Origin of the sequence: Streptomyces sp. NPDC051183 (assembly GCF_040682455.1) — a bacterium.
GTDB lineage: Bacteria > Actinomycetota > Actinomycetes > Streptomycetales > Streptomycetaceae > Streptomyces.
Genome location: NZ_JBFBBA010000044.1, coordinates 32,152 through 52,123, shown reverse-complemented (window position 1 = coordinate 52,123; position 19,972 = coordinate 32,152). Strand labels below are relative to the sequence as shown.

Here is a 19,972-nt window from a genome sequence, read left to right as displayed (position 1 = left end):
TCAGACGCGGGCGTCGGGGCGGCCCACCGTCCCGGGACACGGACACGGACACGGACCCGGGCGGCGGGTGCCGGCTGGTGGTGCGGGGCGTGGTGCTACGTAACTGCCGTACGGCCGGCCCCGTGTCGGCCCGGGGCGGCCGGGTGGGTCAGTAGCGGACCCAGAGGGTGATGATGTCCGGGCGGGCGGTACTGAAGGGCTCGCAGAAGAAGACCGGGCCCCAGAAGTTGTAGCCGGCCCGGCCGGCGGCCACGCATTCGGTGTACGAGGCGTGGTTGCTGCGGGCGTAGAAGCCGGTGCCGGGGACGGCCTCGGCGGCGCCCGCGGCGCCGAGCGCGAGGGCTCCGGCGGTGACGGCGGTAGCGAGGGCGGCTGCTGTGCGGCGGCACATGGCATGTCCTCCTGAAAATGCCGGGGATGCCCGGCAGAGTACCCGACACTGCGATGTGGTGCGGTACATGCAGGCTGCGCAGCCAGGCACGAACGTACCGTCACGAACCAGGCCACACAATAGGTCTAGGCCAATGCATCGCCTCCCGTCCGCGATCTCTCGGATTCCTGTCAGTACGCCACCTGCACGAATGCCGCCCCGCGTCAGTGGAATCGACCCGCTCTCTCACATCCATGACGGCGAGCCCCACCCCGGCAACCGACTCCGACCTGCGCCAACACGCATCACCTCACTGTCCCTCACCCCGGCGTCACGGAACCGAGAGATCGCACCTGCGGGTTCGCAGCTCCACGCGTACACCGGGACAGCAACACGGCCTGGCTGGACGAGGAGGTGCCCGAGCGCCTTGTGGGCTTCGGGGCGCTGGACTGCGCCCTGCGCGGGCCGGGTTGCGGGCGGTCCGGGAGCGGCTGCGGGCGAGCCGCCGGCACCGTACGAGCCGGGTCCTCGCGCCGGCGCCTGCGCTGCGTGCCGGACTCGACGAGCCGTGGCGGCTGCGGAAGTGGGAGCCCGTACCCGAAGACGCGCCCCGTTCCGGACAGCCCTACGGCGGCACCGGACCCGGCGCCGGACGCGGGCTCACCGACCGGCTCTGCATCGCCCTCCCGGACGCCCTGTGCTGATCACTGTCGAGCCCGTACTTCGCGCACAGAACAGCATCCACTTCAGGGCCCGCCTCGTATGTCATCAGGCTCTCATGGGACATAGCCCGGCACCCGGCTCAGGTTCCGGGGAGGATACGGCGCGTTTCGTAGGCCCACATCGCGATCTCGACCCTGTTGCGGGCACCGAGTTTGGCCATCAGGCTGGCCAGATGCGTCTTCACCGTGCTGAGGCTGATGTGCAGCGCATCGGCGATCTCGGTGTTGGTCAGCCCGCGAGCGACGGCCAGGAGCACCTGCTCCTCGCGGGCGGTGACCGGGGCGACCGGCTGGGCCACGGGCCGGCCGGCGGGCAGGTCCGCGAATGCCTGGAGCAGACGGACGGTGACGCTGGGGGCAATGAGCGCCTCACCGTCGGACGCCGACCGTACGGCCTGCGCCAGAAGGTCTGGTCCCGTGTCTTTGAGGAGGAATCCGCGGGCGCCTGCACGCAGCGCGCCGTAGACGTACTCGTCGAGGTCGAACGTGGTGATGACGACCACGGCCAGCGGGTCGGCGACGCCCGGGCCGGCGACCAACCGGGTGGCCTCGAGCCCGTCGATCACGGGCATGCGGATGTCGAACAGACAGACGTCGGGGCGCAGTTCGCGGGCCAGACGTACCGATTCCTGCCCGTCGGCGGCCTCGCCGATCACCTCGATGCCGGGCTGGGCGTTCAGTATGATCCGCAGGCCGGTGCGGATGATGGTCTGGTCGTCAGCGACGAGGACGCGAATGGGCACCACTCTCGGTCCTCCCTCTCGGCAGTTCGGCTTCGACGTGCCAGCCCTGGTCGGCGCCGGGACCAGCTCGTAGTTTGCCGCCGAGCAGGGTAGCGCGCTCGCGCAGTCCGGCAAGTCCGTATCCGGCACGGCTTCGGCCGGTGCGTTGGCCGTTGTCGCGCACGCTCACCCGTACCGTGTGCCGTTCGGCGGCGACCCGGACTACGAGCTCGGTCGCGTCGACCGCATGGCGCAGCGCGTTGGTCACCGACTCCTGCACGATCCGGTAGACGGCCGCGTCCACGGCCGGGGGCAGCGCGTCCAGCTCGCCGTCGAGCCCCAGGTCGACCCTGAGGCGGCCGCCCGGGGTGCGCACCAGGCGCTCCAGATCCGCGACTCCGGCAGGGGGCGCCAGCTCGGCGCCGACGCCGCGGTCGCGCAGCGCGGCGACCATGGCGCGCATTTCCTCCAGCGTGCGCGCCCCTTCCTCCTCGACCCCCTCCAGCGCCTCGACGGCGGCGGACGGGTCGGTGCCCGCGAGCACCCGGCCCGCCTGGGCGATGATCACCATGGCCGACACGTGGTGGGCCACCGTGTCGTGCAGTTCCCGGGCGAGCTGCTCGCGCTCGCGGGAGCGCACCTGGTCCAACTGCCGCTCGCGATCGGTCACCCGGAACCGCACGGCAGCCCCGACCACGCCGGGCAGCAGCAGGAAGACGAAGCCCACGAGGTTCTCGACGGCCGGGGTCTCGTCCGTGACGGAACACAGCGCGCTGGCCGCGAGGGTCACCGCGCCGCCGAGCACGATCTCGCGTCCCGATCCCCACCGGGGCAGCGCGTACACCAGCACGAGCACGACCGCGCCGGTGTACAGGCCGACGGGCTCGCGCGGAGCGGCGACGAGCGAGGCCACTTGAAGCAGGATCACCGAGCCGAACGCCAGCGTCACCATCGCCAGCGGGCGGGTCCGGCGCCACAAGGGCAGCAGGCACAGCCATACGGCGAACCCCACCGCCACCGGCCGCCACACGACGTTCTCGCGCAGGGTGGCCTCCAGCACCACACCGGCAAGGCCCGCGGCGAGCAACGCCCAGTCCCGCCACACCCGGGCGGGCGCGTCGGGCGGCCGGGGTTCGGTCCACAGGGTTCGCAAGTCGTCTCCTAGCACGGTTCTCAGAGTAGGCACCGCGCCGCGCCGCGCATCAGCCGAAAGGACTGGGCGTCACTCCGCCCTGGGGCCGACGGATCCGCGGCCCGCGGGCCGATGCCGCGGAGCGCCGTGGCGACGAACCTCGGCATCGGCGGCCGTACAGGAACGGCCAGCGAGGTAGTTGGAGGATCAGATGCTCTCGAAAGCCCTGTTGCGCCTGGGTGGGGGCGCCGCCCGCCATCCCTGGCGGGTGATCGCGGCATGGCTGATCGCCGCCACGCTTGCCGTCCTCGCCGCGATCGCCTTCGGCGGGCGGACCGCGGACTCGATGACCGCTCCGGGGCTGGACTCCCAACGGGCCGCGGAACTGATCGAGCGGGCCGGCACCGGCCAGGAGGGGATGACCGCCCAAGTGGTCGTCACCCCCCTCGACGGCGGTGCGACGTTCTTCGACCACGGCGGCGCGCGCACCGCTCTCACGCGGCTGCAGAGCGAGGTGAAGCGGCTGCCGCACGTGCTCGGTACGAGCGACCCGGCGGGGGCACTCGACGCACGCGGGGACACCGCCGTGCGCGGCGGCCTTGTCTCGGCCGACGGGCGGATCGCAGTCGTCCGGGTGCAGTACCCCGACCAGAGCCGGCTGTCGGCGAAAGACCTCGACGCCCTCGTCGAACTCGGCGACCGGCTGCGCGCCGAGCTGCCCCTGCGCATCGAGATGGGCGGGAACCTCTTCTACGCCTTCTCCGAACCCGCCGGCGGCGCGAGCGAGCTGATCGGCATCCTCGCCGCCGCCGCGATCCTGTTCTTGGCGTTCGGTTCGCTCGTCGCCGCCGCGCTGCCGATCGGCATGGCGGTCTTCGGGCTGACCATCGGAGTTGCCACGATGACGGTACTGGCAGGGGTGACGGACGTCCCGACCTTCGCCCCCGTCCTGGGCAGCATGGTCGGGCTCGGAGTGGGCATCGACTACGCGCTGTTCGTGCTCGCCAGGCACCGGGAGTACCTCGCGAGCGGGCTCGATCCCCACGAAGCGGCGGGGCGGGCGGTGGCCACGGCGGGACGGCCCGTGGTCTTCGCCGGCGGCGTCGTCGTCGTATCGATCCTCGGCCTGGCGGTCGCGAACGTGCCGTTCATGACGGTGGGCGGGCTCGCCGTCTCGGTCGTCGTTCTGATCATGATGGTCGCGTCGGTGACGCTTCTGCCGGCCTTCCTCGGCGCCGCCGGCCCACGCCTGGCCCGGGCCGGCCGGATCGGCCGGGCTCTGCAGACCGGGAAGCTGGGCCGACTCGCACGGCGGCGGGACCCGGAGGCGGGCGCCGCTCCCGCCGCCGGTTGGCGGCGCTGGATCGGGCACGTCAGCCGGCACCCGGCGCTGTACGCGATCGGCGCGGCGGGGCTGCTGCTGGCCGCGACGCTGCCCGTGCTCGGCCTGCGCGTCGGCCTGCCCGACGACGGCTCGATGCCCCCCAGCCGTACCGAGCGCCGCGCCTACGACCTCGTCGCCGAGGGGTTCGGCCCGGGCACCAACGGTCCCCTCGTCATCGCCGCGGACCCCGCCGGTGATCCGGGAGTGCTGGACCGAATCGTCGGGGCGGTCGCGGCGGATCCGGGCATCGCATCCCTCGCGCCGACGCACATCGATCGGGCCACCGGCATCGCGACCCTCGTGGTGTTCCCGACCACCAGCCCTCAGGACAAGGCCACGGCCGACACCATCGCCCGGCTGCGCACCGGCGTGCTGCCCACGGCGATCGGGCACGGTCCGGCCACGGCCACGGCCCACGTCGGCGGCGCCACCGCGAGCCTGTCCGATGTGGGCCAACGCACCAGCCAACGCCTGCCGGTGCTCGTCGCCGCCGTGCTGGCGATGTCGTTCCTGCTGCTGATGCTGGTCTTCCGCTCGATACTCGTACCGCTCAAGGCGGTACTGCTGAACCTGCTGAGCATCGGCGCGGCCTACGGCATCATGGTCGTGGTCTTCCAGTGGGGTTGGGGAGGCGCGCTCATCGGGCTGGAAGCGACTGTTCCGATCGTGTCGTTCATCCCGATGTTCCTCTTCGCCATCCTGTTCGGCCTGTCGATGGACTACGAGGTGTTCCTCCTCTCCCGCGTACGCGAGGAGTACCTGCGCACCGGCGACAACGGCACGGCGATCGTCGAGGGCATCTCGCGCACCGCCCGGATCATCACCTCGGCCGCCCTCATCATGGTGGCGGTCTTCCTGTCCTTCGCCGTCGCCGAGGACCCCTCCACCAAGATGTTCGGGCTCGGCCTGGCCACCGCGATCTTCATCGACGCCACTGTCGTACGCATGGTGCTGGTACCGGCGACCATGACACTCCTCGGCCGGACCAACTGGTGGCTGCCGAAGTGGCTGGACCGGATGCTTCCCCGCGGCCCGGTCGGCACCGACGACACCGACGCGGATGCGGATGCGGAATCCACGGGCGAGACCCCTCGTCCACGGCTGGCTGACCGTTGACTCAACTCCCGCAGACGGCACGTCCCTCTGACCAGCACAACAAGCCAGTACCGGGCAGCCCCACCACTCCGCAGCCTCCCGTTCGTCAGGGGGCGGTGACAGGCAGGCGGGCGCAGTGGCGGCACGCGCGTGCAGAAGCGGCGATGCGCGTGTGGAAGGCGATAGTGATCAGACAGGCGGCCGCGATCAGTGGCCAGTTGGTGGCCAGTACCGCGGCAGTGATGAGGGTCAGCGCGCTCAGACCGAGGGCGACTGCCGCGGTGGTTCCCGTCCAGGCGACCACGAGCGGCAGTCGTTGCGGGAGGGGCAGTCGGCGGGCCAGTGTGCCGGTGATGGAGAGGCACACGGCCGCGAGCAACGCAGTGAGCGCTGCGAGGACGCCGAGGTGGGCGACGGTCACCTGGAGCAGGTCCAGCAGCCGGTGGCCCGCCGCGCGGGTGGCGAGCTCGACCAGGTACCAGCACACCAGCACACACGGGACGATCATCATGACGGTGCGCGCGGTGTGACGGGCCTGGGTGATGGTCAGTTCATGCTGGAAGCTGGGCGCGATCTCGGCCACGGTGCCGAACTGGCGGATGGCCTGGCGGGCGGCGTCCCGGCCAGGTTCGGTATCGGGCGACAGCTCCCGCGCGGTGTCCAGGAGGCCTTCGCGCAGTTCGTCCACCATCTGGGTCTTGAGTCGGGCCGGGCCGTGCAGGGTGGCCGTCAGCTCCGCGAGGTGGACTTCGATGGTGTCGTCGGCACGGATCTCGGGCGCCTTCACGTGGCGTGTCCGGGGGTCGGAGCGGGTTCCAGCACCGAGCCGATCGCTGCCGTGAACGCCCGCCAGTGTGTCCGCTCTGTGGCCAGGCTGCGCCGTCCGGCGTCGGTGAGTTCGTAGCAGCGCCGACGGCGTTCGCCCACCGACTCCCATGCGCTGCTCAGCAGTCCGATCCGCTCGAGCCGGTTGAGGGCGGGGTAGATGGTGCCCTTACGAAGCTCCAGTACGCCGCCGCTGCGCTCCTGGACCGCGGCGATGATCGCGTAACCGTGCAGGGGGCCGGATTCCAGTACGGACAGCAGTAGTCCGTCCAGGTGGCCGCGTACCGCATCCGTCTTCATAGTCAGGCAGCCTACCCAAGGAGCGCCATACCGTGCTACTTATGGATCGGTAGCCAATCTATTGGTAAGTCATCCATGAAGGGATCCCTGTGACCAAGCTGCTGCTCTCGCTGCACGTCCTGGCCGCGATTCTGGCGATCGGGCCGATCACCGTCGCAGCCTCGATGTTCCCCCGCTACGCGAGGCTGTCGGCCAGCAGCGACGCGCAGGAGACCAACGGCCGGATCACCGCCTTCCTGCACAAGATCTGTCGTGGGTACACGGTCGTCGGCATAGCCGTCCCGGTCCTCGGCGTCGCCACCGGCGCCCGGATGGGCGTCCTCACCGACCCCTGGCTGCTGACGTCGATCGTGCTCACGGCTGCCGCTGCGGCCCTGCTACTCACGGCGGTCCTGCCCGGACAGGCCCGACTGCTCGCCCAACCCGCGGACGCCATTTCGGAGCTGCGGTCAGCGGCGGCACGCCTCTCCATGACCACGGGGATGTTCAACCTGCTGTGGGCAGTCGTCGTCGTCCTGATGATCGTCCGCCCCGGCTCCACAACGGGAGCCTGATCAACATGCGAACTCTGCGCATCGCGGCCGCAGCCGAAGCCGCATCCCTCACGCTCCTGCTGCTCAACCTGTTCACCGTGCACACCGGGGTGATCACGTCGCTGGCCGGCCTGCTCCACGGCACGGCCTACCTGGCCGTCATCGTCGCAGTCTTCCTCACTCCCGCCATCGCGCGGCCGGGAGCCAAGGGGTGTGCCTTCATTCCCGGCATCGGAGGGCTCCTCGCACTGCGCCTGCTGGGGCAGCAGCCACCCGCCTCCTCACCTGACATACTGCCCGGCGCCGACAGATGACCGGGAAACGATCACCGACAGCACGGGAAGCCCCGCTCCCCGCGGGGTGCTCAGACGCAGGCTGACGACTTCCGTCCGTGCCCCATGTGCAGCGGGTCGACCGACGGCCATGGGTAGCCCGGTCGCTCGGCATCATGCGAACCTCCCCAGACCTGGGACTGTCCGAAAGTTTACGTATGCCCCGATGTGGCCCGTAAGGCATGAGACGTGGTCTCCGCCGGGAAGGATCACTGATGGGGATCAAGGACGACCGGCCCCGTGAAGGCATCGTACGGACGGGGGCCGAGTTGGCTCGACTGGCGGAAACAGAAAGCGACTTGGCCAGCCCGCTCGTGGAGCGGGCCCGCGCCGAGAGCGTGAACCTGGTCGGGGAGAACGGACTGCTCAAATGACTGACCGGGGAGGAGGGTTCAGGCGTCGCGCATGCGCAGCAACAGGACTCCGACCGACAGCGCCGCGGCGGCCCACCCGGCGGTCACGCAGAGGCCGGCCCAGGGGCTGATGGGCAGGCCGGGGAGGTCAGTGGTGGCCTGGATGGCAAGCCCGGCGCTCATCGGCGCGATCTTCTGGAGCAGGCTCTGCCAGTGCGGATCGCTGATCGTCTGGGAGACGATGGGGACGACGTAGAGCAGGCCGAGGACGACCCCGATGCTGGTGGCGGGGTCCCTCACGGCGCTCGCGATTCCGAGGCTGAGAAGAGCGATCAGAACCAGGTGGAGGACCGACCCGACGACCGCGCGCAACGTCGGCCCGGCGGCCAGGGACAGGGCCTGGTCATCGGGGCCGGGCAGGATCAGCCACCCGGCAAGTAGCGCCCCGAGGACAGCGACGGTTCCGGCGACGGCCACGACGCCGGTGAGGGCAACGGCTTTGGCCGCGAGGACGGTGGCCCGCTGCGGCACCGCCGTCAGGCTGGTGCGGATCACGCCCGAGCTGTACTCGCCGCCGATGACCTGTACGGCCAGGATGGCGACCGGCGCCTGGCCGAGACAGGGTGGCCGTCGGGGGGTCTCGGATCCGCACGGGGTGCTCGCCACCCTCACGACCGGCGCGCGCACCGTCACCGTACGCGGACCGCAGCGGCACTTCACCGAGCAGAAGCGGCCGTTCACCGACCCGTTCGACCGCGTGGTGAAGAACCTGGGCGGTGAGAAGCCCGAAGACGGGGACCCCGAGGGGTGGGGCCCGTCCCCCGGCGGCGGCAGGTGGGACATCGACGGGTACGAGCCGCTCCATTCCGACTACACGGTGGAGGGTGGCTCCGGCCGCATCAAGCTGGCGCGCGACAACCGCACCCGCTACGCGTACCTCGTGGACAAGGAGGTCGGGGACGTCGATGTCACAGCCGTCGTCGGCTTCAGCAAGGCGCCGAGCGGCGCACCGTTGTCGATCGGCCTGACGTGCGGGTTTACGGACATGAAGAACCACTACCGTGCCAGGATCACCGTCTCGCCGGCGCCGAACGTCGAGGTCCGGCTGTTCCTGGAGAAGGAGGACAACGACGTGGTGACCGTGCTCGGCGGCACCCCGCAGTCCGACTCCGTCCTGCTCGCCACCGGCTTCACGCCGTCGGACCGCTGGAACATCCGACTGGTGCGGGAGGGACACAAGCTCCGGGCGTCCGCTTGGCGTTCCGGTGACGCCGAGTCCACGGCGAAGTCGAGCGGCGAGGTGACGGACACCCGATTCGGCAAGGGCCACATCGGGGTGCGGGCACTGGCCTCCCTCAACTCCACCAACTTGCCCGTGGATGCGATAGTCGACGAGTTCAAGGTGAATTCCTGCAGTTGGGCCGAGCCCCCCTCGGTCACCCACGCGACCTGGGTCCGTCTCCTGCCGGCGCCCTTCAACGGCACCTGGACCAAGGAGTTGGACGCGCAGATCCGGGCTTGGGCGTCGGACATCTCGCCCGACGCGCTCTCCTTCGCCTCCATGTTCCTGCTGAACGCCCCCGACGTCACCTCACCCGCCCTCCACGGTGCACGCGTGCTGGGCAAGGCCTCCTACGGGCCGAGAGAGCACGACGCCCCCGATTCCGGCCGGCTGGACATCGGCGCCGACGTCTTCGACTACATGGGCCTGAAGGAGGCGGTCTTCCCCAACGGCGAGCCCGACCGAAAGCCCGGCGAAGATCCCGAGGATCGCAGCCGCTTCAAGGGCAGCCTCGACTGTTCGGGCTTCGTGCGAATGGTGTTCGGCTACCACATGGGCATACCCATGGTGGTGAAGAGGGACTTCGGCTCGGGGAACCTGCCTCGGACCAGCCACGACATGGCCCTGGAGGGACCGGGCGTCATCGTGGCCCAGTCCACTCCTCCGGCCGGGAGTCAGGACAGCACGGCTTACGAGGCGAAGCCGCCGTCGATCACCGGGCTCCAGATCGGCGACACCCTGTACTTCAACTGCGAGCCCGAGAAGGCCGGCGCCCCCGCCGATCAGCGCCGCCCCATCGACCACGTCGGCATCTACGTCGGCCTGGACGACAAGAAGCGCCCCCGCTTCGTCTCCAGCCGCAAGACCCCCGACGGCCCCACCAGGGGCGACCTCGCCGCCCAGTCCCTCATCGGCCAGGCCGGCACCGGCTACTACACGAAGGCCCTGCGCATCATCCGCCGCTTCTGACCCGGCGTCTCCTCGGTCGGCACCGGGTGCGGAGCTGACCGAGGAGACACGAGCGCTCGGGGCTCCGGGCGCGGTGGCAGGGTCAGACGGGGGCGGCGCTCATCGGGCCGATCATGTCCGCCAGTACGGTCCGCCGGTCCTCTCCGGGACGGGACCGCAGGGGGCGCGCCAGGCGCGTGCTGTCGTAGTGCCAGCGGTGGTCGAGGTCCTGGGGGACGGCCTCGGTCTCGTGGAACTCCGCGCGGGTGCCGAGCAGTTCCGTGAGGTCGCGTGCGAGGTCGCGCCAGGACACATGGCCGCTGCACGCGTTGGCGACTCCGTGCAGGGGCCGTTCCAGGCACTCGGCCACCGCGCGGGCCAGGGCGGCCGCGTGCACCCAGGCCGGTCCGTACCAGGCGTGGCCGCCCGTTCCCGGGCGCGGCAGTGTGATCGGCCGGCCCTGGAGGGCGGACTGGTAGAGCGTGCCGATGGCGCCCCAGCGCAGTTGTTCGCGCAGTCGGTCGTGCGCGCCCCAGACGATCGGGGAGCGTACGACGCTCGCTCCCCCGCGTCCCTCGGTCTCCGCCGCGCGCAACAGCAGCGCCTCGCAGTCGAGCTTGGCCCGGCCGTACGGGCTGACGGGCTCGTGGGGCGGGGTCTCCTCGCCGACCCGGTCCGTACCGGGGTGCCCGTAGGCGTCGACGCTGCTGACGAAGGCGAACGGCCCGCGCCGCCAGGCGTCGACCATCGTCTCCATCGCGGCCAGGTCCACGTCGTGGCGGGTGAAGGTACAGGCGGCGTGGACGACCGCGTCGGCCTGCGCGACGGATTCGCGCAGGCCGGCCAGGTCGGCAAGGTCGCCCTCGATGACGTCGACGCCCTCAGTGGCGATCAGGTGGGCGGACTCGGGCCGGGCCAGCGCCAGTACCGGGCGTCCCTGGGCGGCGAGTTCACGGATGATGAACGCACCCACGCCGCCCGTCGCGCCGGTGACCAGCACCGTGCCCGGTCGGAGGGCCCGGGAGCGGGGGGCCGGCCGGCTCGCGGCCTGCGCGGCGCTCTGCTGCGCCGCCCGTCCGTCGAGGAGCGCGGTCAGGGCCCGGGGCGTACGGGCCTGGAGCACGTCGAGGCCCGTGAGGGGCAGTCCGAGGTCCGTCCGCAGCCGTTCGGCGAGTTGCACGGCCTTGAGGGAGTGGCCGCCGAGGGCGAAGAAGTCGGCGTCCGGCGCCGGGTCGGTGCCGAGTACGGCGGTGAAGGCCTCCCGGACCGCTTGGGCCCGGGGGCCGGACGGTGCGCTCGGCCCGGACGGCCCGGGCAGCCGGGTCTGGTCGAGCGGCCCGGAGTCGGTACGCGGCAGCGCGTCGACGAGCGTGACCGCGGCGGGTGTGGCCTCGGGGGCGAGCGATCGGCGCAGCAGGCCCAGCAGTTCGTTGCCGGATGGGCCGATGCTGTCGCGCAGGACGGCGTAGGCCACGGACGGACCCTGATCGGGCTGGACCACGACGGCGTCGGCGACATCCGGGTGGGCCCGTAGGGCCTGCGCGGCCGGGTGGCTGTCGGCGGGATCCGGACTGCCGCTCGGCAAGGGCAGGTCGGCCAGGACGAGTTCCGGGTCGGCCGCCACCGCGTGCAGCAGGGCCGCGTAGTCGCGCACGACCGTTTCTGCCACGGTGTCGTCGAGGGTGCTCGCGTCGTACTGGACGAGTGCCTGGGGCTGTTCGTCGGTGACGCCCGGCCCCGGCCCCAGAGCCAGGCCGTACGAGAGGGTGAACTTCGCGCCGTCGGAGGGGATGTCGACGTACTCGGCCGACGTGCCGGGCAGCCGCAGTACCGTCGGCTCGCCGAGGAGGTCGGAGGTGACGCGTACCAGCGCGCTGCCGTCGGCGCCGCGTGCCCGGCCGCCGAGGCGTTCGAGGACCAGGTCGAAGGGGATGTGCCGGTGGCTCTGGGCTTCGAGGAGGGCGTCGTTCACCCGTAGCAGCAGTTGGGCGAAGGTGGGGGCGCCGGAGACGTCGACGCGTACCGGCAGGGTGTTGACGCACAGGCCGACCAGTGCGCGCATGGCGCTCCCGCTGCGGTGCGTGCTCGCCACCCCAATGACGAGGTCGTCGGCGCCGGTGAGGCGGTGCAGGGCCGCGAAGGCGGCGGTGAGCGACACGGCGAAGGGCGTGGCGTTGCGCTCGGCACCCAACGCCATCAGTGCGTCGGGGACATGGGCCGCAAGGGGCTCGCTGCGTGCAGCCGCGGGGCGGGCGGAGTCGTACGGCGCGGCCGACGTCCGCTCGGGCAGGCGGGGTGGGACCGCGCCCGTCAACAGGTCGATCCAGCGCCCCATTTCCGTCTCGTAGCCGGGCAGGGCGTCGTGTTCGCGGCGCGCGTGGTCGGCGTACTGCGGCGGTGCGGCGAGCGTGTGCGGGCTCGTTCCCGCGGCGGCCTCGGCGTAGAGGACGGCGAGTTCGCCGGCCACCGTCTCCAATGAGGCGCCGTCGATCGCGATGTGGTGGAACGTCAGCAGCAGGGTGTGGTCCTGCGGCCCGTGGCGCAGCACGAGCGCCCGTACGGCTTCGCCCGCCGCCAGGTCGAAGGGCCGGGCCGTCTCGCGCCGCAGCAGCTCCGGCGCGTGCGCCGGGTCGGCATCGACGACGTGGACCGGGACCGTCCACGGCGTCGGGAGCACCTCCTGGCAGGGCTCGCCGTCGCGCTCCAGGTAGCGGGTGCGCAGGATGCCGTGGCGGGCCACCAGCGAGGTGAAGGCGGTGGCGAAGGTGGCCGCGTCGAAGGGGCCGCGGAGGCGGGTGGCGAAGGGGACGTGGTACGAGTCGCCCGCCCCGCCGAGGCGTTCCATCAGCCACATGCGGCGCTGGGCCCGGGACAGGGGGACGCTCCCGGTCTGCGCGGCGGCGGGCCCGGCGTGACCGCGCCGGGCGGTTCCGGCGCGGGCGCGGCGCAGCAGCTCCCGCTGGAGTTGGCCGCGTTCGTGGGCCGCGGATTCGGCGTCAGTGGGCATCGCTGTGCTCCGGGGTCTCGGGGTGGAGGTCTCGGTGGGTGTCCAGGAGGACGCGTTCGAGCAGCGCGGCCTGTTCGGCGACGCTCGGGGTGGCGAAGAAGTCCGCGAGCGAGATCTCCACGCCCAGTTCCTCGCGCAGGTCCTCGGTGACGATGAGGGCGAGGAGCGAATGTCCGCCGAGGAGGAGGAACTCGGCGTCGGCGCTGGTGACCTCGACGCCCAGCGCCTGGCTCCACACCTCGGCGACGGCCTGCTCGATGGGCGTCATCGGCGCCGCGGCCCCGTCGGCGGGCCGCTTCTCGGCGGTGTTCGCGCGTCCGGTGAGGGCGCGCCGGTCGACCTTGCCGGCCGGGGTGAGGGGCAGTCGCTCCAGCAGGGTGACCGTGTCGGGAACCAGGTGGGCGGGCAGGACCGCGGTGAGCCGCTCGCGGAGCGCCGCGCCGGACGGCCCGTCGACGGGCCCGGCGACGGCGAAGGCGATCAGGCGCGCCTCGGGCGTGCCGGCCCCGTCGACGGTGACGGCGGCGTCGTCCACGTCCGGCTGCTCGCGCAGGGCGTGTTCGACCTCGGCGGGTTCGATGCGGAAGCCGCGGACCTTGACCTGGTCGTCGTTGCGGCCGTGGAACTGGAGGACGCCGTCGGGCCGCAGGGAGACGACGTCGCCCGTGCGGTAGAGCCGCCGGCCCGCGGCGGCGGCGTGCTCGACGAATCGTTCGGCGGTGAGTTCGGGCAGGCCGGTGTACCCCTGGGCGAGCCTGCTGCCGCCGATCCACAGTTCGCCCCGTTCGCCGTCGGCCACCGCGCGGCCCTCGGCGTCCAGGACGTGCGCGGTGGCTCCGGCGATGGGCCTGCCGATCGGTATCTGCGCCAGACAGTCCTGCTCGGTGACCCGGTGGGCGGTGGCGAAGGTCGTCGTCTCGGTGGGCCCGTAGCCGTTGACGAGTTCCAGCCAGGGGAAGGCGCTGAGCACCTCGCGTGCCTGCGCGGCGGCCATGGCCTCGCCCCCCACGACGACCGAGCGCAGCTGCGCGAAGACGCGGGAGTGGCGTGCGGCGAGCTGGTGGAAGAGGGCGGTGGTGAAGAACGCGACCGTCACGCCGTGCCGTTCGACGTGCCGGGCGAGGTCCTCCAGGGAGGGTCGCTGTTCGGTGCAGACGACGACCGCGGCGCCGTTGGCGAGCGCGACCCAGACTTCGAACGTCGAGGCGTCGAAGGTCATGGGCGAGTGGAACAGGACGCGGTCACGGCCGGTGAGGGTGACGTAGTCGGGCGCGGTGACCAGCTCGGCGATGGCCCGGTGCGGTACGAGGACGCCCTTGGGGCGGCCGGTCGAGCCGGAGGTGAACATGATGAACGCCGGGCCGTCCGGGGCGGACTCGTCGTCCGCTCGGCCGCTCGTGAGCGGCTCCTCGGGCAGGGCGAGGACGGGGCCGGGGAGCGTGGCCGCGTCCAGCAGCTTCGCGTCGCCGACGGTGAGCGTCACCTGCGCGTCGGCGATCACGGCCTCGGTGCGCGGCCGGGGCTGGGCCGGGTCGAGGGGTACGCACACCGCTCCGGCCAGCCAGAGCCCGAGCTGCGCCACGACGGTACGGTGCGAGCGCGCCGTCAGCAGCGCCACCCGGTCGCCGCGGACCACGTCGTGTTCGCGCAGGCGGGCGGCGAGGGCGCGGCCGGACCGCAGGAGTTGGCCGTAGGTGAGGGTGGTGTCGCCGTCCACGACTGCGAGTGCGTCGGGGGTGAGTTCGGCGTGCCGGGCAACGAGCGCCGGCAGGGTGGCCGCCAGTGCCGGTGCGGGTGCGGGTGCGGGTGCGGTCGTACGGATGCCGGGCGCGGGCGCGGGGGTGCCGTGCGCCTGGGCGGCGGGCTGCGGGGTGGTGGGCTGCGGAGCGGCGGGCTGCGGGGTGGTGGATGACATGTCAGGCTCCTTCCGGTCGCGGGGTCCGGCGGTGGTCGATGAGGGCGGCGAAGGTGCGCAGGTCGGTGCTGCGCAGCAGCTCCGGGGCGCGCAGGCGCACTCCGGTCTCGTCTTCGACGACGGCCAGCAGCCGTGCGGCGATGATGGAGGTGCCGCCGGCGTCGGTGAAGTTGTCGCCGAGAGCGGTGCCGGGCCGGCCGAGGAGGTCGCGCACGGTCGTCAGTACGAGCCGCTCAGTGGCCGTGGTGGCGGCGTCGGCAAGGTCGTCCGTGGCGGCGGTCCGCGGCGCCCCGGGTGCCGGAGCCTGGGCCTGGGTCCGGTCCTGTTCCCGGGCGGTCAGGGCGGGTCGGTCCACCTTGCCGTTGGCGTCGAGCGGGAAGCCGTCGACGATCCGTACGGCGGTGGGGACGGCCTGCTCGGGGAGCCAGGAGCGGACGGCGTCGAGGAGCTCCGCGGGCGCCGGTTCGGCGCCGTCGGCGGTCCGTACGTGTGCGACGAGGCGGCCGTGGCCGGCGCTGTCGCGCAGCACGGTGACGACGGCGGTGCGCACGCGGGGGTCCTGCTCGAAGGCGGCTTCCACCTCGGCGGGTTCGATCCGTACGCCGCTGATCTTCACCTGGTCGTCGAGGCGGCCGAGGAAGTCCAGGCTGCCGTCGGGGTTCATCCGTACCCGGTCGCCGGTGCGGTAGAGGCGGTCGACGCCGGGTACGGCCAGGTCCGGGGCAGGCGTCGTGAACCGGAGTGCGGTGAGTTCGGCGTCGAGGTAGCCGAGCGCCAGGCAGTGGCCGCCGACGCGCAGTTCGCCGTCCTCGCCGCGGGCGACGGGGCGGCCTTCGGCGTCCGTGACGACGAGGGTGACGCCGGGCAGCGCGGTGCCGATGGGCGGCGGGGCATGGTCGCCGGCCTGCGGATCGGTGGCCCGCATCGCGTGGGCGGTGGTGAGGACGGTGGCTTCCGCGGGGCCGTAGGCGTTGTGGACGGTGGCGGTGACGTCGGCGCCGGGTCGGCGGCGCATGCGGTCGCCGCCGACGACGAGGTGGCGCAGCTCCAGGCCCTGGGGCCACGGCCGGTCCAGGAGCGGTTCGACGGTGGGGGTGGCCGCCACGGCGTGGGTGAGGCCGGTGTCGCGCCACCAGTCGGTGAGCACCTGCGAGTCCCAGCGGGTGTCGTCCGGGGCCGGTACGAGGGCGGCTCCCGAGGTCAGGCCGGCCCACAGCTCCAGCAGGTGCGGGTCGAAGGCGACGCCGATGAGCAGGGACTGGCGGTCGCCCGGGGCGATGCCGGTCTCGGCGCGGTACCAGTCCAGGGCGACGGAGAGCGAGGCCTCCGCCACGGCCACCGCCTTGGGGCGCCCGGTGGAACCGGAGGTGAGGACGGCGTACAGGGTGCCCTCGGGTGCGCGCCGGGTGCCGCGGACAGGGCCGGCGAAGGCAGCGACCGCGGCGGCGGGCGCGTTGACGCCGTCGGTGGGCAGCAGCAGCGGCACGTGCTCGCCGCTCCGGTACTCCTCGGGCAGGACGCCGGGGTCGCCGATGAGGCAGGCGACGTCGAGGTCCTCGGTGACGGCCCGGATACGGCGTTCGCCGGGGCGGGGGCCGAGCGGCAGGTAGACGGCGCCGATCCGGGCGAGCGCGACGGCGGTCACCACCAGGGCGGTGGAACGGTCGAGGCAGACGCCGACCAGGTCACCGGGCCTGACGCGGTCGGCCAGGTCCTTGGCGGCCAGCGCGGCCGCCGCGTCGAGGTCCTGGTACGTCCAGGTCCCGGTGCCGTCGATCACGGCCGGGGCCTTCGGGGTGCGCCGGGCCCAGTCCTCGAAGCGGGCGAGCACGCGCGTCGGTTCGGCGGCGGGGCCGTGGGCGACGCTCAAAGTGGTCCGGGTCATCACGACTCCGTCGAGGTGGTGGTGGCGAGCGCCTCGGCCTGGTCGGCGAGGACGGGGTTGCGGAAGAGCACCTTCAGCGGCGGGCGCGTGCCCAGCCGGGGCTCCAACCAGGCGGCCAGCTCGGCGGCCAGCAGGGAGTGGCCTCCGCTGTGGAAGAAGTGCGAGCGGGCGTCGAACCGGCTGTGGCCGAGGACCTTGGTCCAGCCTTCGGCGAGCAGGGCCGTCATCGGTTCGTCGAAGACCGGGGTGGACGAGGACCGGGCCTCGGGCTCGGGCTCGGCCGTCGCGGCGCCGTCGGTGTCGAGTGCCGCGGCGCGCCGCGACAGCGCCGTACGGTCGGGCTTGCCGCCGGCGAGGGTCGGCATGCTGTCCAGCCGCGCCCACCGGGCGGGCACGAGGGGGGCGGGCAGGCGGCCGGCCAACTCGGCGTGCAGCGCCTTCTCGTCGAAGGCCGCGCCGTCGGCTGTGCCTTCGAGGAAGCCCACGAGCCGGGGCCCGCCGGGGCCCTCACGGTCCAGGACGACGGCGCAGGAGCGGCCGCCCAGCACCGCGGAGGCCGCCGCCTCGATCTCCTCCAGCTCGATGCGGTGGCCGCGCAGCTTGATCTGGTGGTCGCGTCGGCCGAGGAAGTACAACAGGCCGTCCAGGCCTCGGTAGCCGACGTCGCCGGTGAGGTAGACGCGCAGGCCGCCGAGTGCGTCGACGGTGACGAACCGGGCGGCCGTCGCCTCGGCGTTGCCCACGTACCCTTCGGCGAGGCCGGGACCGGCGATGGCCAGTTCACCGACCGCCCCGGTCTGCAGGGGGCGGTGGTGGGCGTCGAGGACCAGGACCCGCTCGCCCGGGAACTCGGTGCCCAGGGGGATCTCGGCGCCGTCGGCGAGGGCCTCTCGGGATACCTCGTGGACGGTCGAGCTGATGGCGGCCTCGGTGACGCCGTACACGTTGAGCACGGTGGCGTCGGTGTCGGCGAGGACGCCGCGCAGGGCCTCCACGGGAAGGCGCTCACCGCCCAGGACCAGGAGCCTGGGCGCCCAGCTCCCGTCGCGCAGCGCGGACCGCAGGTCCTCGCGGGTGGCGAGGAAGTAACTGGTGGGCAGGTTGGCGACGGTGACCCGGGCGGACACCAGCTGTCCGGCGAGCTCGGCGCCCGTGGGCACCTCGTACTCGGGCACGACCAGGCAGGCGCCGGCGTGCAGGGTCGGCAGCACCTCCTCCAGCGCCACGTCGAAGGACGGCTGGGCGAACATCAGGACGCGGTCCGAGGTGGTGAGGCCGAACCGTTCGGCGGCCGACGTCATGTGGTGCACCAGCGCCGCGGGGCCCACGGCGACGGGCTTCGGCGTCCCGGTGGATCCGGAGGTGTGGATGACGTACGCCGTGCCGGGAAGTACGGAGCTTTGGTGCGCGGGGGGCAGTACCGGGGCGTCGATCCGGGCGGTCGGCAGCGCCTGCGGCAGTTCCGGCGTGCCGTCACCGGTGAGCACCAGCGCCGGGGAGAGCCGCTCCAGCAGCAGGGCGAGCCGGGCCGGCGGGTCCGACGGGGACAGCGGGCAGTAGACGGCGCCGGCGCGCAGGCAGGCGAGCAGGGCGACGACCGAGTCGGTCCCCCGGGGCAGCACCGCGGCCACCGCCCGGCCGGGCGTCACGCCGGCGGTGCACAGTCGCCCGGCGAGCGAGCCCACGCGCTCGTCGAGTTCGCCGTAGGTGAGGCGGCGGGCGCCGCACAGCAGGGCCGGCAGCGACGGGGGGTGCGCGGCGACGGGGTCCAGCGGATCGCGGTCGGCCGGGACGGCCACCGGCGCGGCGGCGGGCTCGACTGCGGTCGGGTCGAGGTCGGTCAGCGGCTTCTCGGGGTCGTCGAGATAGGCGCGCAGCAGGTCCAGGAAGCGGCCGGCGAGCAGGCGTGCGACGTCTTCGCCGAAGAGGTCGGCGTCGTAGTCCCAGACCAGCGTCATGCCGGGCAGGCCCTGGCGCGGGGTGACTCCGCGGCGGTCGTCCGGGAGCAGGACCACGTCGAGGTCGAAGCGGGTGGTGCCGGTGTTGAAGCCCTCGAAGAGGGTGATGTCGAGGCCGGGTACGTCGATCTCGGGCAGCGGTGCGTCGTGGGCGCTGAACATGACGGGGAAGAGCGGGTTGCCCGCGCCGGAGGTGTGCATGCCGAGCGCCCGGGTCAGCTCCTGGACCGGCACGTCCTGGTGCGGCAGGGCCCGGATGAGGGTGTCGGTGACCTCGTCCATGGTGTCCTGGGCGGGGACGGAGCCGTCCAGGGCGAGCGGGAGGGGGATGGTGTTGACGAACATGCCGACGGCGTCCTCGTAGCCGAGGGGGCGGTTGCCGACGGCGGTCCCGATGACCATCCGGGAGCGGCCGCTGTGCCGGCGCAGGAGCTCGGCGAACAGCCCGAGGAGCGTGGCGAAGGGGGTCAGGCCACGTGAACGGGCGTGCCCGCGCAGGCGTTCGGCGAGATCGGCGCCGATGCTCTGGCGCAGCTGGCCGCCGTGGTGCCTGCGCTGGGCACCGGGGCGGGTCAGGCCCGGCAGCGGCAGGTCGTACTGCTGGTCGCGCAGCTCGGCCCGCCAGAAGTCGAGCGATTCGGGGGCGTAGGCGGCCCCTTTCCCGGCCTGGGCCCGTACGTGGTCCGCGTACGACGAGGCGGGCGGGAGCTCCAGGCTCTCGCCGAGGACGTGGGCGCGGTAGACGCGGAAGACGTCGTCGAGCAGGATCGCGAACGACTGCCCGTCGTGGATCAGGTGGTGCTCGACGTGGACCAGCCGGTGGTGCCGCTCGGCCAGTCGTACGAGGGTCCAGCGGATCAGCGGTGCCTCGAAGGTGTCGAGCGGGCTCTCGGCCTCGGTCCGCAGGAGCCGGGCGAAGGCCGCCTCGGGGTCATCCTCCGTACTGAGGTCGACCGTGTGCAGTCTCGGCGCGCACTGCGGCGCCACGCGCTGCGCCGGTACGGATCCGGTGGAGGCGACGAGCTCGAGCCGCAGGCCGGGGTGGCGCGCCAAGGTGGCGGCGAGTCCGCGGCGCAGGGCATCGGTGTCGAGCGTGCCCCACAGGTCCAGTGAGGCGGTGAAGTTGTAGGCGCGACTGCCGGGCTGCATCTGCTCGTGCAGCCAGACGATCTCCTGCGAGGAGGAGAGGGGGAGCATGGGCGATCCCTG

At 72.7% G+C, this 19,972-nt stretch carries 16 protein-coding genes; 6 read left to right on the top strand and 10 right to left on the bottom strand.

Features of this window, described 5'->3' with window-relative positions; genetic code table 11:
* Positions 1 to 148 precede the first annotated feature (148 nt).
* Positions 149 to 391 carry a hypothetical protein gene (locus tag AB0M99_RS30815; protein ID WP_365926226.1) on the bottom strand — a complete coding sequence of 81 codons (243 nt, stop codon included), beginning with the start codon at positions 389 to 391 and terminating at the stop codon, positions 149 to 151.
* 449 nt (positions 392 to 840) lie between these two features.
* Here AB0M99_RS30815 and AB0M99_RS30810 point away from each other — a divergent pair, with 449 nt between their 5' ends.
* Complete coding sequence (locus AB0M99_RS30810; RefSeq protein WP_365926224.1) at positions 841 to 1,074, top strand: hypothetical protein; 234 nt, start codon at positions 841 to 843, stop codon at positions 1,072 to 1,074.
* Between the two features lie 98 nt (positions 1,075 to 1,172).
* On the opposite strand, the gene AB0M99_RS30805 is transcribed toward AB0M99_RS30810, so the two are convergent.
* Both AB0M99_RS30805 and AB0M99_RS30800 read right to left on the bottom strand, forming a co-directional pair.
* Positions 1,173 to 1,835 (bottom strand): response regulator transcription factor, encoded by a 663-nt coding sequence (locus AB0M99_RS30805; protein ID WP_365926252.1) that lies wholly within the window; start codon positions 1,833 to 1,835, stop codon positions 1,173 to 1,175.
* On the bottom strand, positions 1,810 to 2,967 hold the full coding sequence (locus AB0M99_RS30800; RefSeq protein WP_365926222.1) for a histidine kinase: 1,158 nt from the start codon (positions 2,965 to 2,967) through the stop codon (positions 1,810 to 1,812). The genes AB0M99_RS30805 and AB0M99_RS30800 overlap by 26 nt, the downstream gene beginning before the upstream one ends.
* A 190-nt stretch (positions 2,968 to 3,157) precedes the next feature.
* On the opposite strand from AB0M99_RS30800, the gene AB0M99_RS30795 reads away from it, so the two are divergent.
* A complete protein-coding gene (locus tag AB0M99_RS30795) occupies positions 3,158 to 5,446 on the top strand; it encodes an MMPL family transporter (protein WP_365926220.1) in 2,289 nt (762 codons plus the stop codon).
* Between the two features lie 85 nt (positions 5,447 to 5,531).
* On the opposite strand, the gene AB0M99_RS30790 is transcribed toward AB0M99_RS30795, so the two are convergent.
* Positions 5,532 to 6,212: a hypothetical protein gene (locus AB0M99_RS30790; RefSeq protein ID WP_365926218.1), complete on the bottom strand. Its 681-nt coding sequence runs from the start codon at positions 6,210 to 6,212 to the stop codon at positions 5,532 to 5,534.
* Positions 6,209 to 6,550 (bottom strand): helix-turn-helix transcriptional regulator, encoded by a 342-nt coding sequence (locus AB0M99_RS30785; RefSeq protein ID WP_365926216.1) that lies wholly within the window; start codon positions 6,548 to 6,550, stop codon positions 6,209 to 6,211. Before AB0M99_RS30785 ends, AB0M99_RS30790 begins: the two co-directional genes overlap by 4 nt.
* Before the next feature lie 89 nt (positions 6,551 to 6,639).
* Here AB0M99_RS30785 and AB0M99_RS30780 point away from each other — a divergent pair, with 89 nt between their 5' ends.
* The 3 genes from AB0M99_RS30780 (at position 6,640) to AB0M99_RS30770 (ending at position 7,789) form a co-directional block, all read left to right on the top strand.
* Positions 6,640 to 7,104 (top strand): DUF2269 family protein, encoded by a 465-nt coding sequence (locus tag AB0M99_RS30780; RefSeq protein WP_365926214.1) that lies wholly within the window; start codon positions 6,640 to 6,642, stop codon positions 7,102 to 7,104.
* A gap of 5 nt (positions 7,105 to 7,109) precedes the next feature.
* Positions 7,110 to 7,397 carry a DUF3817 domain-containing protein gene (locus AB0M99_RS30775; protein WP_365926212.1) on the top strand — a complete coding sequence of 96 codons (288 nt, stop codon included), beginning with the start codon at positions 7,110 to 7,112 and terminating at the stop codon, positions 7,395 to 7,397.
* Positions 7,398 to 7,630: 233 nt separating this feature from the next.
* On the top strand, positions 7,631 to 7,789 hold the full coding sequence (locus AB0M99_RS30770; RefSeq protein ID WP_365926210.1) for a hypothetical protein: 159 nt from the start codon (positions 7,631 to 7,633) through the stop codon (positions 7,787 to 7,789).
* An 18-nt stretch (positions 7,790 to 7,807) separates the two neighbouring features.
* Here the strand turns inward: AB0M99_RS30770 and AB0M99_RS30765 are convergent, their stop codons facing one another.
* Entirely contained in the window at positions 7,808 to 8,323 is a 516-nt protein-coding gene (locus AB0M99_RS30765; RefSeq protein ID WP_365926208.1) for a hypothetical protein, read from the bottom strand.
* Between AB0M99_RS30765 and AB0M99_RS30760 the strand changes: the two genes are divergently transcribed.
* Entirely contained in the window at positions 8,313 to 10,019 is a 1,707-nt protein-coding gene (locus tag AB0M99_RS30760; protein ID WP_365926206.1) for a hypothetical protein, read from the top strand. The genes AB0M99_RS30765 and AB0M99_RS30760 overlap by 11 nt on opposite strands.
* Before the next feature lie 82 nt (positions 10,020 to 10,101).
* Here the strand turns inward: AB0M99_RS30760 and AB0M99_RS30755 are convergent, their stop codons facing one another.
* From AB0M99_RS30755 to AB0M99_RS30740, 4 genes are read right to left on the bottom strand one after another with little or no spacing between them, the layout of a single operon-like run.
* On the bottom strand, positions 10,102 to 13,005 hold the full coding sequence (locus AB0M99_RS30755; RefSeq protein ID WP_365926204.1) for a condensation domain-containing protein: 2,904 nt from the start codon (positions 13,003 to 13,005) through the stop codon (positions 10,102 to 10,104).
* Complete coding sequence (locus AB0M99_RS30750; RefSeq protein ID WP_365926202.1) at positions 12,995 to 14,920, bottom strand: non-ribosomal peptide synthetase; 1,926 nt, start codon at positions 14,918 to 14,920, stop codon at positions 12,995 to 12,997. Before AB0M99_RS30750 ends, AB0M99_RS30755 begins: the two co-directional genes overlap by 11 nt.
* 1 nt (position 14,921) lies before the next feature.
* Complete coding sequence (locus AB0M99_RS30745) at positions 14,922 to 16,805, bottom strand: non-ribosomal peptide synthetase (protein WP_365926200.1); 1,884 nt, start codon at positions 16,803 to 16,805, stop codon at positions 14,922 to 14,924.
* Positions 16,805 to 19,960, bottom strand: a complete 3,156-nt coding sequence (locus AB0M99_RS30740) for an amino acid adenylation domain-containing protein (RefSeq protein WP_365926198.1) — start codon at positions 19,958 to 19,960, stop codon at positions 16,805 to 16,807. The genes AB0M99_RS30745 and AB0M99_RS30740 overlap by 1 nt, the downstream gene beginning before the upstream one ends.
* Positions 19,961 to 19,972 lie beyond the last annotated feature (12 nt).

What these genes read in the sequence shown, in the direction of transcription:
- AB0M99_RS30815 (WP_365926226.1), bottom strand. Translation starts at nt 391, where the DNA reads ATGTGCCGCCGCACAGCAGCCGCCCTCGCTACCGCCGTCACCGCCGGA.
- AB0M99_RS30795 (WP_365926220.1), top strand. Translation starts at nt 3,158, where the DNA reads ATGCTCTCGAAAGCCCTGTTGCGCCTGGGTGGGGGCGCCGCCCGCCAT.
- AB0M99_RS30785 (WP_365926216.1), bottom strand. Translation starts at nt 6,550, where the DNA reads ATGAAGACGGATGCGGTACGCGGCCACCTGGACGGACTACTGCTGTCC.
- AB0M99_RS30775 (WP_365926212.1), top strand. Translation starts at nt 7,110, where the DNA reads ATGCGAACTCTGCGCATCGCGGCCGCAGCCGAAGCCGCATCCCTCACG.
- AB0M99_RS30770 (WP_365926210.1), top strand. Translation starts at nt 7,631, where the DNA reads ATGGGGATCAAGGACGACCGGCCCCGTGAAGGCATCGTACGGACGGGG.
- AB0M99_RS30755 (WP_365926204.1), bottom strand. Translation starts at nt 13,005, where the DNA reads ATGCCCACTGACGCCGAATCCGCGGCCCACGAACGCGGCCAACTCCAG.
- AB0M99_RS30750 (WP_365926202.1), bottom strand. Translation starts at nt 14,920, where the DNA reads ATGTCATCCACCACCCCGCAGCCCGCCGCTCCGCAGCCCACCACCCCG.
- AB0M99_RS30745 (WP_365926200.1), bottom strand. Translation starts at nt 16,805, where the DNA reads ATGACCCGGACCACTTTGAGCGTCGCCCACGGCCCCGCCGCCGAACCG.
- AB0M99_RS30740 (WP_365926198.1), bottom strand. Translation starts at nt 19,960, where the DNA reads ATGCTCCCCCTCTCCTCCTCGCAGGAGATCGTCTGGCTGCACGAGCAG.